The organism is Neiella marina, from assembly GCF_002165625.1.
GTDB classification, from domain to species: Bacteria; Pseudomonadota; Gammaproteobacteria; order Enterobacterales; family Neiellaceae; genus Neiella; species Neiella marina.
This window is the reverse complement of sequence record NZ_NGNS01000001.1, coordinates 342,421-357,439: the sequence shown is the minus strand read 5'-3', so window position 1 is coordinate 357,439 and position 15,019 is coordinate 342,421. Positions and strand designations below refer to the sequence as shown.

The following is a 15,019-nucleotide window of genomic DNA, read 5'->3' as shown; positions in this document are numbered from 1 at the left end:
ATCAATCCGTTGGTTTGGTTAAATTCTTGAAAACGCCGCTCATCTTACACGATGAGCGGCAGAGAATTAACACGTACCTGCTTGTAGTTGCTGATGGACTTCTTCAACTTTCTTGTCATTCAATTTGTACCAGCGCATGACGAAGGCAACAATCAAACAAGAAATTGCCGGCCATACAGTGAAGGTGAACAAGATGCCATCAACCGTTTCAGTTGCCTGCGTGGTTAGGTCGGCGTTGTAGCCATAGTAAGCCAGTAACCAAGCCGCTATCGCGCCGCCTAAGGCAACCCCGAGTTTGATGAAGAATACGACGGTTGAGTAAACCAAGCCGGTCACCCGCATACCGGTTTTCAGGTGGCCGTAGTCAATGGTGTCAGCCATCTTGGCCCAAAGCATTGGCGTTGCCATTTGTAAGAAGAAGCAGTAGATGAAGTTCATGAAGATCGCTGTTTCTACTTGCTCTGGAGCAACAAAGAAGCTGACGCCACAAATAATGGCAGCAATGAACTGCAAGCCAACATAGGCTTTTACCTTATCAATTCGTTTGGTGACATGCTGCGCGATGAAACTACCGATGATATTGCCAACCATGCCGATAGTCAGGAACACAGTAATGAGCATCGGCACCATTTTTTCCAACGCTTCTGCTTCTGATAAGCCAACATAGCTATCGCCAACAAACAACTTGATAAAGCCATAGTCGAGATAGTGCATCACTGAGCTGACATCTAGATAGTTTTTGACGTAGTAAATCGCTAGGGTGCCGCGGATCACCATACCTGTTAGTAACAGAATGGCGGCAACGCAAAGAATTCGCCATTGGTCGTTTTGCCATAGCGAGCGCATTGCGGTGTGGAAGTTGATTTGTTGATCTTTAGGGGGTGACACTCGCTCTTTGGTGCCAGCAAAGCACAGCAAGAACAAAACAATACCAACGGCACTCATGACGGCCATGGTGTATTGGAAACCTTTGGCTTCGTCGCCGTTACCGAAAAATTCCACTAGTGGCAGGGTCAGTGAGGTGACAATAAAGCCACCGATCATGCCAAAGACAAAGCGGTAGCTTTGCACCGATACTCGCTCTTTCGGATCTTCAGTAAGAACGCCACCGAGTGCTGAATAAGGAATATTGATCGCCGTGTAGGCCAGCATCAACAAGATGTAGGTGACGTAGGCGTACAGCACTTTGTTGGTAGGCGATAAATCTGGAGTGGTGAAGGCCAGTACACTAATTAAGGCAAATGGTACCGCCAGCCACACCAAGTAAGGGCGATAGCGGCCCCAACGGGTTTCGGTTTTGTCGGCGAAGGCGCCCATTAGCGGATCGGTAACCGCATCAATGATGCGTACCACCAAGAACATGGTGCCGACTACAGCAGCTGAAATGCCAAAGACATCGGTATAGAAGTAGGTGATGAATGACATCACGATGGCGAAAATAAAGTTACTGGCCGTGTCACCTAGCCCATAGGCAACTTTTTCTTTGGTTTTCAGCATTAAGCTTGCCCCGTTTATGAATTATGTATGGTTTGCACGACTGCTCCTATCTGGTTGGAAGAGGCAGTGTCGGTTATCCAATCAGCTTCAGTGCACTTGCCGCTCAGGTTGCTGGAAGTGCCCTATTCCGTGCGATTTCACGCTACTAAGTTGATGATGAACACCACAAGAAAGCGCTTACATGGAAAGGTTATGCAGATGTAAAGACAAGATCAAGGATTGACCGGTGCTGGTAGCTTAAAACTTGATTTGGATTCACAAAAATGAATCAAAGCACAGCGTCCTTGCCGATGCTTTGAGAGGGGGAGAACAGGGAACGACTATTTAGCTGGCTTGTTTTAGTTGTGTCACATCGAGCCACAGCTCGGCGCGATCGACCGGTGTTTCTGCTGGCAAATGTGGATTTGGAATGCGAATCACGGTACGGCTGTCGAGATCTATCTTCGACATCACCTCTTCAATCATTGGGTGATTGATAAACCAGCTGGCAAAGCTGCCATCTTTAACGGCCAACTCAAAGCCTTGTTCGAGGGCTCTAGATAACTCGGTATTGGATTTGGCGGTGTAAAACAGCATAGGTTGTGGGTAGACCAACAAAATATTGTTTTCGATTGTTAGATCTAAATGGGGGCGGGCGGCGATTTCAGTAAGTGGCTCGTGAATGGCCCGTGGAAAATAATCGAATCGGTTGCCGTCGAGCATGTAGAACAGGCTGTCGTATTTGACTGGGGTTTCAAGTTGCAAACCGGCACTCTTTAACACCGCAGTGTCGGCCCAGAAACGGCCTTGGCCCCCAATGAGTTTGCTCAACTGCTGGATATTTTCGATGTCGTTGAAACGAGTTTGATCGCCTTTGCGAATGATAAATACTCGATGGCCCAGTAAACCACGAAAAATCGGGTACTGGATGGCATGAAGTTCTTTGTTGAGGTTGTCATTAGCTGCTAGCGTTGAAATGCTGATGTAGCCGGCATTGAGGTCCGCAATCTGACGCATTTCTGTCGAATCTGATGCCGTGACCGGGTCTAGGGTATAGCGAGCGCCAGCTTTGGTTAGCAGGAACTCGACCAAATCAATGGGGTATTTGTCTTTCTTGTTTCGAGGTTCATAGTAGCGCACGTTCAGCTCGGCATGTGCCAACATCGGCCACAGCAGCACTGTGCTCAGCATAATTAGCGTTGTTATTATATTTTTCATGTTGTTTTACTTCTCATCGAGTAAATTGGTGGCGTTTTTTATCTTATTGTCAATTTGACTTTTAGGTTACTTGATTTTTCCTTTCGATCCCAGATTCTGATGTCACACTTTTTTTATTCGCGCTCTAACTGCCTATGCCGCATCCATTTTATAATTAAAGATAATGCTGATGATAACGTTTTCATTGTCGCGTCAGTAGGTTTACTGATCACAAATAGATGAATTGATGGCAGCTTGAACGATAGAGAGAAGGGAGCCAGGGGTGGGCAAGCGTCCGTGCTCAACCCATAGAGTTAGGAGCGCTTTTTAAGCTGATCAATGTCGAGCCAAAGCTCTTTGCGGTGCACCGGTGTGCCTGCTGGCAAATGCGGGTTTTCGAGGCGCAACACCGTACGGTGATGTAATTGGATCTTTGATAGCACTTGTTCAATGGCTGGGTGTGATACAAACCAATCGGCAAAACTGCCATCTTGAATGGCGGTTTCAAAGCCGGTCTCCAGCGCATTGTAGAGTTGCTCGTTGGTCTTGGAGGTGTAGAGCAACATCGGCATTGGATAAACCAATAATAAGTTTTCTTCGATCGCTAGGTTAAGCTCTGGACGAGCTGCTATCTCATTGAGTGGCTCATGAATGGCTCGAGGGAAGTAGTCGAAACGATCACCTTCGAGCATGTAAAACAGGCTGTGATACTTGACCGGGGTTTCAACGTCTAAGCCTGCGCTTTTCAGTACCGCGGTATCGGCCCAGAATCGACCCTGGCCACCGGTTAGCCGATTTAGGTCTGATAATGATTTGACGCCATCGAACTTGTGCTGGTCGCCCTGCCGAATGATAAATACTCGATGCCCAAGCAAGCCTCGGTACATTGGGTATTGAATAGCATGTAGTTCTTTGTTGAGATTTTCATTGGTGGCCATGGAAATAAAAGATACTTGGCCACTTTGAACATCACTGATCAAACGTTGTTCGGTTAAGTTTTCAGAAGGGATCGGGGTTAATTGGTAATCTTGACCAGACTTGTCGAGTAGAAAGGCCACTAAATCTACCGGGTAACGATCATTCTCGTTGCTTGGCTTATAGTAGCTCACTTGGATCGCAGCTTTACTTGTCAGTGAAACCAGTAAAATGGGGAATAACAGCAAAGCAATTAGTTTGTTGAGTCTCATTGCTCTAAACCTCAAAACAACGTATTCGTTCAATTTTTATGTAAGCGTTTTCTTTTCGCGATTATATGATGCAGTAATTTTGAAATGACAGCGCTGTCGTCATTTATTCCAGCCAGTTCACAAAATCGCCAATTAACCTGTTTTTGGATATTTTTGTTATCGGTAACATTGTGTTTTCATTTAAACTCCATCTAAACCAAGCAGTTATATTCATTTGGTTTCATGGCTGTTGGCGTTATTCAAGCTGATTTTTTGATCTAAGTTCTCATTTTTGTCGATCCGCATTCAAATGCCCCTTGCATTGTTGACGAAATGTAATGAAAATTCCCTGTAAGCGCTTACATGAACATTCATCATTCTCTGGCGATGGTGTTCAACAAGCAAATGTATTTACGCTTCTTGGGATAAAAAAATGACAAATACTCACTTTGCGGCCGATGTCGGCTCGAGCGGATTCGTAACGCTCAACGGAGAACGCTTTTACGCGATCAAAGACTATGACCAAATGCCGCCATTCTTCATCAGCTTGGTATCAAGTAGTGATCATTGGTTGTTTATCTCTTCAACAGGAGCGTTAACCGCTGGTCGTACCCAGCCAGAAAATGCCCTATTCCCTTATGAGTCGGTCGATAAGATTCACAGTAATGCGCATAAGACTGGCTCCAAATCGCTATTCTGGGTGGCCACTGAAAACGGCCCTGTGTTGTGGCAGCCATTTGTTGAGCAAGGCCCAACCAGCCCGAAAGTCACTCGCACACTATATAAGAACCTGCTTGGCAGCAAGTTGGTGTTCACTGAGACCAACCATGAACTGGGCTTGAAGTTCAGCTACAGCTGGAGCTCCAGTGATGAGTTTGGCTTTGTTCGCCAAAGCTATTTAGAAAACCTCAACAGCGATACCGTTGATGTTCAATTGCTAGATGGCGTGACTAACTTGTTGCCTTGGGCTGTACCGCGCAAAACGCAAACTGAAGCGAGTTGTTTGGTTGATGCTTATAAGTGGAATGAGCTTGATGCCTCCACGAATCATGCTGTATTTGCGCTTTATGCCGCTATTTCTGATCGCGCTGAGCCAAGTGAGTCGCTCAAAGCCTCTGGTGTGTTTAGCCTAGGTTTGCCACAAGCCAATGTATTGTTGTCGACTCGTCAGCTCGAAGCGTTCCGTATGGGCCGTGAAGTCCATAGTGAACAATTGATGCGCGCTGAGCCTGGTGCTTACCTGTTGGTGACTAAGCTGAAATTGGCAGGCAACACAGAGCAAAGTTGGCAGCTGATTGCTGATGTTAGCCAGTCACAATCAGACGTTGTCGCGACGCGTAAACAAATTGCTGAAAACCCTCAATTAGCCGATGAAATCGCCGCTTCGATCGAAGCCAATTCCGATGAACTGGCTCGTTTGATGGCTGCCGCTGACGGCTTCCAAGCGACTGCCGAAGAGCACGTTAGTACCCACCACTATGCCAATGTACTGTTCAACGTGATGCGCGGTGGTATTTTTAACGATCAATACCAAGTGCCGCGTGAAGACTTCAACGCCACCCTGTCGGTATTGAACAAAGCGGTATGGCAACGTCATCAGAAATTTATTCGTGATCTGCCAGAAGTACTGTCGTATCAAGAACTGCACAAAGCAGTCATCGCGCAAAACGATCCGCAACTAGAGCGTTTGTGCTACGAATACCTGCCGATCACTTTTGGTCGTCGCCATGGCGACCCAAGCCGCCCTTGGAACCACTTTGTTATCAAATTGCGTGATGATGCCGGTAACCGCCTGTTGTCTTATCAAGGTAACTGGCGCGATATCTTCCAAAACTGGGAAGCACTGGCTGTTAGTTACCCAGACTTCATTGAGAATGTGATTGCCAAGTTCGTCAATGCGTCAACCATTGATGGCTACAACCCATACCGCATTACCAAAGACGGTATCGATTGGGAATTGGATGAGCCGGATGATCCGTGGAGCAACATTGGCTACTGGGGTGACCACCAGATTATCTATTTGCTGAAGTTGCTTGAGGCGTCGAAGCAGTTCCACCCTCAGCAATTGCAGTCATTGTTGCAACAGCCGTTGTTCTGTTATGCCAACGTACCATACGTGATTAAGCCGTTTGATGCCTTGGTTGCCGACTTCAAAAACACCGTCGACTTTGATCATGACAAAGCGAAGCTTATTGATCAGCGCGTTGAAAAGATTGGTTCTGACGGTAAGTTGGTACTTACTGGTGCGGATGAAGTCTATCAGGTTAACCTGTTTGAAAAGCTATTGGTGCCACTGCTGAGCAAATTGAGCAACTTGGTGGTTGATGGTGGTATTTGGTTGAACACCCAACGCCCTGAGTGGAACGATGCGAACAATGCTTTGGTTGGTCAGGGCTTGTCGATGGTCACTATGTACTATGTGCGCCGTTACATCACCTTTATGCAGCGCTTGCTGACCGAGCAAGGTGAAACTGCTTACAGCATGTCGGCAGAGGTTGTCGAATGGCTGGCCGATACTGCGAAAGTATTGGCGCAATATGCACCGCAGCTTGGCGATGACAAAGTTACGGACGAGTTCCGCTGGCAGGTTCTGCGTGATCTTGGCGAAGCGGCAGGCAAGTACCGTCAACAGGTTTACACCAGCGGCTTTAGCGGTGCGCAGCAGCAATCAGTTGATGCCGTCGTAGCGATGCTCGATGATGCATTGGTCTTTGTTGACCACTCGATCGCTCACAATGTCCGTCAAGACGGTTTGTACGAAGCATACAACTTGTTGGAAGTGGCGCCAGAGCAAGCCAGTGTTGATTACTTGTACCCAATGCTGGAAGGCCAAGTGGCCGCCCTAAGCGCTGGTGTCATCTCGCCAGACAACACAGTCAAAGTACTGGATGCATTGTTTGCCAGCGATATGTGGCGTGCTGATCAAAGCACCTTTATGCTCTATCCAGACCGCGATTTACCGAGCTTCCTGACCAAAAACCAAGTGTCCGCTGAGCAAGTCAACGCGATTCCGGTACTGAGCATGATGCTGGCAGAGAACGACCACCGTATCATCGAGCAGGACGTTGCGGGTGCATATCGCTTTAACGCCAACTTCCACAATGCTGGCGATTTGATCGTGGCGTTGGAAAAGCTGAACGGCCAATTTGGCACTGCGGTTGAGCAGGACAAGCAAGCGGTATTGGATTTATACGAGTCTATCTTTAACCACAAAGCGTTCACTGGTCGTTCGGGCACCATGTTTGGCTTTGAAGGCCTCGGCAGCATCTATTGGCACATGGTGTCTAAGTTGTTGTTGGCGGTGCAAGAAAACTACTTCAGTGCGGTTGCTCAAGGTGCCGACAAGGCAACGATTGCGGCACTGGCAGACTACTACTATCGCGTACGTGAAGGCATTGGCTTCAATAAAACACCTGAAGAATATGGTTCATTCCCTTATGACCCGTATTCGCATACGCCGTCACACTTGGGTGCTCAGCAACCCGGTATGACCGGCCAGGTGAAAGAAGAAGTGCTGACCCGTTGGGGTGAGTTGGGCTTGCGCATTTGGGACGGCGAAATTCGTTTCGAACCAAGCCTGCTGCGTGCGCAAGAATTTACCAGCGAAGCCACTAGTTTGCGCTATCTGGATTTGGCCGGAGATTGGCAAGAGTTGGCAGTTCCTGCTGCTGCTTTGGCCTTCACTTTCTGTCAGGTTCCGGTGCGCTTCCAAGCAATTGACAGTGAAGATGCAGCAATCACCATTGAGTGGGCTGACGGACGCACTGAAACAATTGCAGGCTTGGTGCTTAACGCTGAGATCAGTGAACATCTGTTCTCTCGCGATAACGCCATCAAGCAAATCGATTTAGTGCTGCCAAAGGCTTTGCTAAACGATTAACTGATCCACCCCCCTAAATGGTCTGTTGACCTTAGTTGTGTATTCCTTTGGGCGTCTGTTACAGGCGCCCTTTTTTGTTTTTGATACATGTCAGAGGTATTGGCTTAGAACCGAGTAAGATGAATCTCTGCACGAAGGTAGGACGATAGCTATTTGCGCGAGACGCCGTAAAATCATCCCTGATGGCTCAGCTGCTGCATCCATGCAGCAGATGCTCGAACAACTAGCTATCCTCCTACCTCTGGTGGCAACGAATGCGGCGTTTCGAAAAATAACCGAGAATTGGCTTAGCAGCGCGGCTAGAAATTTGATCGTCCTATGACAGGAAAGCGCAATGAGCTTTAACCAATGGAAACGACTACTGATGGTGGCGATGTGGTTTGGTATCGCCTTGATTGTCGTTGGTGTTGGTCTCATCGCATTCACCGACTTGCGCACTGACGGCGTCGGTGGCGTACGAGTAATCGCACTAACCATTGGCGCAGGCTTGTTGTTGCTGATCCCATCCAAATTGGTGATCACTTTGCTGCTGATGATGCACGACAGCAAGAGTCGCGAGGAACAATGATTTCTAAACCCAAGCTGATATCATCAGCGCAGCGACACCACAACCAAATTCTCCGCCATGCATGATCAGCCCGCTGAATTTCAGCCGACCAGCCACGATTACATTGACCAGCACAAACAGCGACTGAACTGGATGCCGTGGCTGTATTACTCGCTCAAACCAAAACAGTTGCAGTGGGCCAAACCTTGGCAAACAAGCATTCAGCAGCGCCTACAAAAATTAGAAACGGTGTCGCTCGGCACGGATTGCTTTATTGCCGAAAGCGCGCGTATCTTTGCTGAACCAGGGCGCGATGTTATTTTTGGTGATCGCTGCATGATCGCAGCAGATAGCTTCATACATGGCCCAATTCAAGCTGGAAACCGAATCAGTATTAATCATGGCTGCAGCCTCGATGGTGGTCGCGCGGGGATCACTATTGGCGATGACACGCGAATTGCCAACGCGGTAAAAATCTTTGCGTTTAACCATGGCATGGCGCCAGATCGCGAAGTCTGGCAACAACCGGTCAGTTCCAATGGCGTCATCATCGGCAAAGATGTTTGGATAGGTGCCGGTGTTGGCATTGTGGATGGTGTCACCATTGGTGATCATGCCGTGATCGGGATGGGCAGCGTGGTAACCCGAGATGTGCCCGACTATGGCATTGTTGGCGGCCAACCGGCGAGCGTTATTGGTGATCGGCGGAACAAACCAGAAATTGGCTAGTTTGCTGCTAAAGCAAATCGAACAAAAAGGCAGATAAAGGATGATCGAGCAACACAATCCAGCAACCAATCATTGGTCGCGGCTGACTCAGCTGCGCTGGCTATTACTGTTGGTGGAAGTGGTGCTGCTGTTGGTTTGGTCTGGTGCTGTGTTGAAGGCTTGGAGTAGCTTGATCTGGTTGGCGTTGGCGGGCCAACTCGGCCAGCAAGCCAGTGCACTACTGATGTATCGTGCTCGCCGCCCGATTAAGCCCATAGCGCTGTGCGGCCAGTTGTTGCTCGATGTGTTATGGCTCAGTTGTTTGTTATATGCCACTGGCGGTGCCACCAATGCCTATGTGTCGGGTTTGTTATTGCCGGTGGCGCTTGCTGGGGTGATGTTGCCGATGTGGGGCGCGGTGTTGGTGCTATCTGCGGCGATTGCTTCATATTCCAGTATGGTGTTTTGGCTGCCACAACAAATGCATCATATACATGACATGCAAGGGCATTTTGTTGGCATGTGGATTAACTTCTTGTTGTCTGCTTTGGTGGTCGCCTTTGTTGTCGCAGCAATCGCCCGAGGGTTGCGCCAGCGAGATGCATTGTTAGCACAGCAGCAAATGACCGCGATGCGACAACAGCAATTGTTAGCGATGGGCACGGCGGCGGCCCAAACCGCTCACGACATGGCCACGCCCATCGCAACGTTAAGCTTATTGCATGAAGAACTCGCCGAACAATATCCCAGCAACGCTGATATCGAAGCGCTGCAAGCGCCGTTAATGCGCTGCCAGCAAAGTTTGTCGGAGCTGCGCCAGCTGGCCGTTGATATCCGCGAGCAGCGCTCGCAACACTGGCAACCGGCGCAGTTGGCGACTGTTGTTGTTGAGCGCAGCCGGCTGTTGTGGCCGCAAATCAGTTGGCAATTGCATATCGACCAAAGCGCTAGCGATGAGCATGGCGTGATCGTTGCCGATTCGAGTCTATTACCGGCGCTCACTAACCTGATGCAGAATGCCGCCCAAGCGAGCGAATCAAGCGGGCTTGCTGAAGTCACCGTGCGGCTTGAAGTGGAGCGAGCGGAACAACACGCTCGCTGTTGTCGGCTGGCGATAACCAACCCTTGTCCTGACGATTTTGATGTCGCCCAACTGACCGGCGAGCAGTTGGTGTTCTCCGAGTCGGGGTTTGGTATGGCGATGTTGCTCAGCCGCAGTGTGGTCGAGCGTTTCGGCGCTCGCTTACAGCTGCATCAGACCGATGATAAGCAACAGATCACGGTGATTATCTGGTTACCGCTCAATGAGGAGCATCAATGACAGCACCGGCAACTGATTCACTGTTAATCATCGATGATGACCAGACTTTTGCTGAGCTCTTGCAACGTCGGCTGAGGCGCCATGGTTTTGTTACCGATGTGGCGTTCGATGCTGCTACTGCACTGGGCAAAGCACAGCAGTTAAAGCCGTCGCATATATTGCTGGATATGAAGCTCGGCGACGATAGTGGTTTGCAGCTGCTACCCAACTTACGGCAACTGGTGCCGCATGCCAGAGTCGTACTACTCACTGGCTATGCCAGCGTGACTACTGCCGTTCAGGCAATGAAGCTGGGTGCCGACGATTATCTGTCAAAGCCGGTTGATTCCGCGGCGTTACTAGCGGCTTTAACAGGTCAAAATGCTGTTGAGCCAGCGGTGGTTGATGAAACGATGTCGCCGGAGCGAGCAGAATGGGAACACATTCAACGGGTTCTGGCGTTGCACGACGGTAATGTCTCAGCTGCGGCTCGGGCGATGAATATGCATCGTCGGACGTTGCAACGTAAGTTACAAAAACGCCCTGTTAAACAATAACAGGGCGCTTACCCTAAACGTGGGGCCAGAGTGAGATTCAAAGGGGTTAAAGTGTAAGCTCAAGCTTGGCCCAGATTGACCGGCCCGGCGCATCGAGTCGTTCGCCGCTGGCTTGTTCTGCTGCCATCACTCGGTTGTAGCCGCCAAGATGATCGGCGTAGTGCTTGTCCAATAAGTTATCGACGCCCAGATGCAACGAGCCCGAGCGGTCGCCATCAAACTCCAGTTGCCGATTGAGGGTCAAGCCCAGCAAACCATAGCCACCGGTTTGTTGCTCGCTATTGGTCGTCGACACCTTGTCTTGCTCGGCAACCAGCAGCCAATCGGCGCTCAGTTGCCATTGTTGCCACTGATAACTGAGCTGCTGGCGCCAGTTTGGTGGTGCAACCCGATAAAGATTGTCGTTGATATCGCGCCGTTTGCCGCGAACATAACTCAGTGTTGAAGACCATTGCAGGCTCTCGGTCAGTAGCCAATTGAGTGCTAGGTCAGCGCCGTAAAGTTCGGCCTCAACGTTAGCGAACAGCAAGGGCGGTTTGCCTGACATCATGGTTGCCACCTTATTAGCGGCCATGTAGGCGTTGTCTTCGGGCAGTGGCGTACCCTGAATGTAATCGTCAACGCGTTGATAGAACAGATGGGGCTCGATGCTCAACGCACTTGATTGCCAGCGTGTTGCAAGGTCAAGTTGCCATGCTGATTCGGCATCCAGATCTGGATCGCCGATGTAGCTGCGACCATCAGCCAACCCGGCAGTGGCTTCGAGCGGAAACCACAAATAGCGCTCTTGATAACTCGGCGCTCGTTGCTTGTGAGCCAATGCCAGCGAGTGCGACCAGTGACTGGTTTGTTGCCAGTTTAAGCTCAAAGTTGCATCGACTAACCAGTCGTCTTGCTGGCGATCGGCACTGTTAAACTGTTCCACCAACTGCGCAATCATCGGATTCATCGCAGCCATTGAGTGTTCAACATCACCAGCATTGGCCTCAACGTAACTCAATCGCAAGCCTGTTTGCAGTGAAAACGCCGAATCGCCTAAGCCCTGTGTCCAATTACCGTAGACACTGGTTTTGTCATCTTCAATGGCACTGAAATTACTGATCTTGAACATCGGATTAGTGGGGTCCGTAATGGTCGCATCGTGATTTGCCCGTAAACCATCAAAGCCCAGCTCAATGGTTTGCTGTTGGCTGTTTTGGCGTGTTGTCAGCGACCATTGCAAGTCATCTGAATTGGCTAGGTTTTGCCGCATGCGAGACATCATTGGGCCATTAGCGCGCATGGTGAAGTTGTCCATCAGATGTTCGCCATCACTGTAACCAAGCTGCAGCTCAGTTTGCCAATGTTGCCAGTCAAATTGCCCTGCAAAGCCAAATCGATCGGTCTCGATGTAGAGAATATCCATCGGTAAAGCTGGGGTGCCGGAATCTTGGGTATCAAAGCGTTGAGCCCATATTTGCCAGTGACCGCTGTTAAAGTTGCGCTGGTATTTAATCCCCGCTACCCACTTGTCATAGTCGGTTGGCTCAATCGCTTTGCCGTTACCTGCTTCGGTATCTTCGCTCGCTTGGCGCCAATCAAAGAAAGCTTGTATGGCATGATGGCGATTGCCGGTTTCTACTACCACGGCCGCCTGCCCGACATCGCCATTGTCGCGATAACCAACTTGCGCTGCCGCTGCTGATTCGAATGTCTCAGTCATCGCCGTTGGCATCGGTCGTAAGTTGATCTGATATGCGCCTCCGAGGCTTTCAATGGCGCTGTTGATCGGTGCGATGCCGCGGTGCAGTTCAACTGAGTCAAGCAATATCATCGGCACGTAACTGAGTGGCGTATCCATTGCGTTTGGGCCAGTACCGATGACGCCCAAGCCGTCGACGGTGACAGCCACTCGATCACCATAAAGGCCGCGATATTGAGCAATGGGTGTTAATGGGCCATTGCGGTTGATGTTGGCTCCGGGCAAGGTTTTTAGCAGTTCGCCGGGATCCGGGTTGTGATAGCCGGGCTCAAGTTCGGCAACAATTTCGTTGAACTGCTGATGGCCGATCACTTCAATGTGATCGGGTTGCGATGCTTGCACCGATAGTCCGACGCAGGTGCCAGCAATAAGGCTGAGGGAACGGGCAAAGAACGGCTGTGCCAAGAGAAACTCCAGAGTGGTTTTAGTCTTGTTATCAATTTGTTGGCAAACATAAGAGAGAGCATTGTTGGGCTCAACGGAAAACCATCAAAGTGCGACAATATGTCGCAGCAGTGAACAGCTTGAAGTTGAGTTCTCAAAAACTCTTAAAAACAGTTGCTTATGCTTGTGTTTGCGGCACAGCAAATCTATCGTTCAGGCAACCAAAGAAAATGATGTAGGAGAGTGGTGTGCAGTTGAGTAATCAGCGTTTAACCAAGCTGGCGGTTGCTAGTTTTGTGTTGCTGGCGTTAGCCATTGGCTTGACCTTGGTGGTGACTAAGCGATTACCATTGATAGACTTGCCGGCCATCAAATTGACCACCGACGCTGAATCGCTGCCGGACTTTGCCGCTTATCCTGCTGGGCCTGTGCGCAAGCAAATGTTTGCCGATTACCTCGCTCCTTTGGTGCAGCAAGCCAACCAACATGTGCTCGATGTCCGCCAGGCCGCGCTGACCCTGGTACAACAAGGGAACCAGTTGGGACAGCCTGAACGTCAATGGTTGCAACAGATTTGTGATACCTACCGCGTGGCAGTCGATTGCCAAGCCAATGATGCGCTATACGATGAGCTGAACCTGCGGATTAATGCTGTGCCAGTGTCATTGGCGCTAGCTCAGGGAGCTAAAGAGTCGGGTTGGGGTACTTCCCGATTTGCCCGCCAAGGCAATAATTTGTTTGGCCACTGGTGCTTTCAGGCTGGCTGTGGCCTAGTGCCATTGAATCGCAATGCCGGAGCGGATCATGAAGTGGCGGTGTTTGATTCGCCGCTGATGGCAATCGCCGCCTATATCCACAACATCAATAGTCACCGGGCGTATCAGGCGATGCGAGAGCAACGTTTGGCCAATGATCTGAATGCCCAAGCAATGGCTAAGGGGTTGAGTAAGTATTCCGAGCGCGGCCAGGCCTACGTTGATGAAGTGAGTAAAATGCTTCGGCAAAACCACGCTTGGTCGGATATTGCCCTGACTCGACCACAGCTATAGTTGGCTTGGGCAAGCGTCGATTCGGTGCTAGATTGATAGCCCGTTTATCATTTCCACCTGTTAGCAAAAGGCGGTAAGTAAGACAGCATGAGTAAAATTGAACGAGTCGCAGTTGTCGGCGGCACCCACGGCAATGAATTTACTGGCGTGTATCTGTACCGCCAATATCAGCAAAAACCACAAAGCGTCAGTCGCGATAGCTTTAGCACTGAGCTGGTGTTCGCTAACCCGCGAGCTCACGGCGAAAACAAGCGCTATTGTGATCATGATTTAAATCGTCAATTTGCTGTTGCTGATTTAGAAAACCCAGAGCTGACCAGCTATGAGCAAAGTCGTGCCAAGGCGATTAACCAGCAAATTGGCCCGAAAACCAACCCGCGTATCGACTTTGTTATTGATTTGCATACCACCACTAGCAATATGGGCGCGACCCTGTTGCTGCTGCAACCGGGCGAAATCTATCGTAAGTTGGCTGCCTATGTGACGATGAAAATGCCGGAAGTTATTGTCATCCGCGATCTCGACCATCTGCCACGTGAAGAGCATCGACTACTCGCCACTACCGGTAAGTTTGGTGTCATCGTTGAAGTCGGCCCAGTGCCACAAGCAGTGTTGCGAGAGGACGTCTATCAGCAAAGTCATCAAATGACCCAGCACATCCTCGACTTCCTTGAGCTGTGGAACACCGATCAGTTGCCGCAATTACCAGAAACTGTCGATGCCTATCGTTACACCGAAAGCTTGAAGTTACCGGTCGATGCTCTTGATAACCGCCTCGGTATGGTTCACAGCAATGTGCAGGATAATGATTTCCAACCACTGCACCCGGGTGACCCGATGTTCCAGTGTTTTGATGGCACAGTGATCAAGTATGAGGGAGACGACACCGTCTACCCAGGCTTCGTTAATGAAGCGGCCTACTACGACAATAATCTTGCCATGTCGTTGCATGAGAAGGTTGTCATCGATACCTATCAAGCCGACTAACTGATGAACGAATACGCTGGCGGGAGA

At 49.8% G+C, this 15,019-nt stretch carries 11 protein-coding genes; 7 read left to right on the top strand and 4 right to left on the bottom strand.

From position 1 onward, the window contains the following. Positions 1 to 66: 66 nt before the first annotated feature. The 3 genes from CBE68_RS01590 to CBE68_RS01580 all read right to left on the bottom strand — a co-directional run bounded on the left by CBE68_RS01590 (position 67) and on the right by CBE68_RS01580 (position 3,860). Positions 67 to 1,497 (bottom strand): glycoside-pentoside-hexuronide (GPH):cation symporter, encoded by a 1,431-nt coding sequence (locus tag CBE68_RS01590; RefSeq protein WP_087504309.1) that lies wholly within the window; start codon positions 1,495 to 1,497, stop codon positions 67 to 69. A gap of 324 nt (positions 1,498 to 1,821) precedes the next feature. Then, positions 1,822 to 2,694 (bottom strand): diguanylate cyclase, encoded by an 873-nt coding sequence (locus CBE68_RS01585; RefSeq protein ID WP_143824451.1) that lies wholly within the window; start codon positions 2,692 to 2,694, stop codon positions 1,822 to 1,824. A 293-nt stretch (positions 2,695 to 2,987) separates the two neighbouring features. Next, entirely contained in the window at positions 2,988 to 3,860 is an 873-nt protein-coding gene (locus CBE68_RS01580; RefSeq protein WP_087504307.1) for a hypothetical protein, read from the bottom strand. A gap of 412 nt (positions 3,861 to 4,272) precedes the next feature. Here CBE68_RS01580 and CBE68_RS01575 point away from each other — a divergent pair, with 412 nt between their 5' ends. The 5 genes from CBE68_RS01575 (at position 4,273) to CBE68_RS01555 (ending at position 10,831) form a co-directional block, all read left to right on the top strand. Beyond that, the gene (locus CBE68_RS01575; protein WP_087504306.1) at positions 4,273 to 7,719 is read left to right on the top strand and encodes a hypothetical protein; all 3,447 of its coding nucleotides are present in this window, start codon (positions 4,273 to 4,275) and stop codon (positions 7,717 to 7,719) included. Between the two features lie 334 nt (positions 7,720 to 8,053). Further along, entirely contained in the window at positions 8,054 to 8,287 is a 234-nt protein-coding gene (locus CBE68_RS01570; RefSeq protein WP_087504305.1) for a hypothetical protein, read from the top strand. Positions 8,288 to 8,344: 57 nt separating this feature from the next. After that, positions 8,345 to 8,995, top strand: coding sequence for an acyltransferase (locus CBE68_RS01565; RefSeq protein WP_087504304.1), 651 nt, complete (start codon positions 8,345 to 8,347; stop codon positions 8,993 to 8,995). A 40-nt stretch (positions 8,996 to 9,035) separates the two neighbouring features. Continuing rightward, positions 9,036 to 10,295, top strand: coding sequence for a sensor histidine kinase (locus tag CBE68_RS01560; protein WP_087504303.1), 1,260 nt, complete (start codon positions 9,036 to 9,038; stop codon positions 10,293 to 10,295). Then, positions 10,292 to 10,831 (top strand): response regulator transcription factor, encoded by a 540-nt coding sequence (locus CBE68_RS01555; RefSeq protein ID WP_087504302.1) that lies wholly within the window; start codon positions 10,292 to 10,294, stop codon positions 10,829 to 10,831. The genes CBE68_RS01560 and CBE68_RS01555 overlap by 4 nt, the downstream gene beginning before the upstream one ends. 46 nt (positions 10,832 to 10,877) lie before the next feature. Here the strand turns inward: CBE68_RS01555 and CBE68_RS01550 are convergent, their stop codons facing one another. Next, a complete protein-coding gene (locus tag CBE68_RS01550) occupies positions 10,878 to 12,977 on the bottom strand; it encodes a TonB-dependent receptor domain-containing protein (protein WP_087504301.1) in 2,100 nt (699 codons plus the stop codon). Between the two features lie 227 nt (positions 12,978 to 13,204). Here CBE68_RS01550 and CBE68_RS01545 point away from each other — a divergent pair, with 227 nt between their 5' ends. Then, positions 13,205 to 14,005: a glucosaminidase domain-containing protein gene (locus tag CBE68_RS01545; RefSeq protein WP_087504300.1), complete on the top strand. Its 801-nt coding sequence runs from the start codon at positions 13,205 to 13,207 to the stop codon at positions 14,003 to 14,005. An 87-nt stretch (positions 14,006 to 14,092) separates the two neighbouring features. Continuing rightward, complete coding sequence (locus CBE68_RS01540) at positions 14,093 to 14,992, top strand: aspartoacylase (protein ID WP_087504299.1); 900 nt, start codon at positions 14,093 to 14,095, stop codon at positions 14,990 to 14,992. Positions 14,993 to 15,019 lie beyond the last annotated feature (27 nt).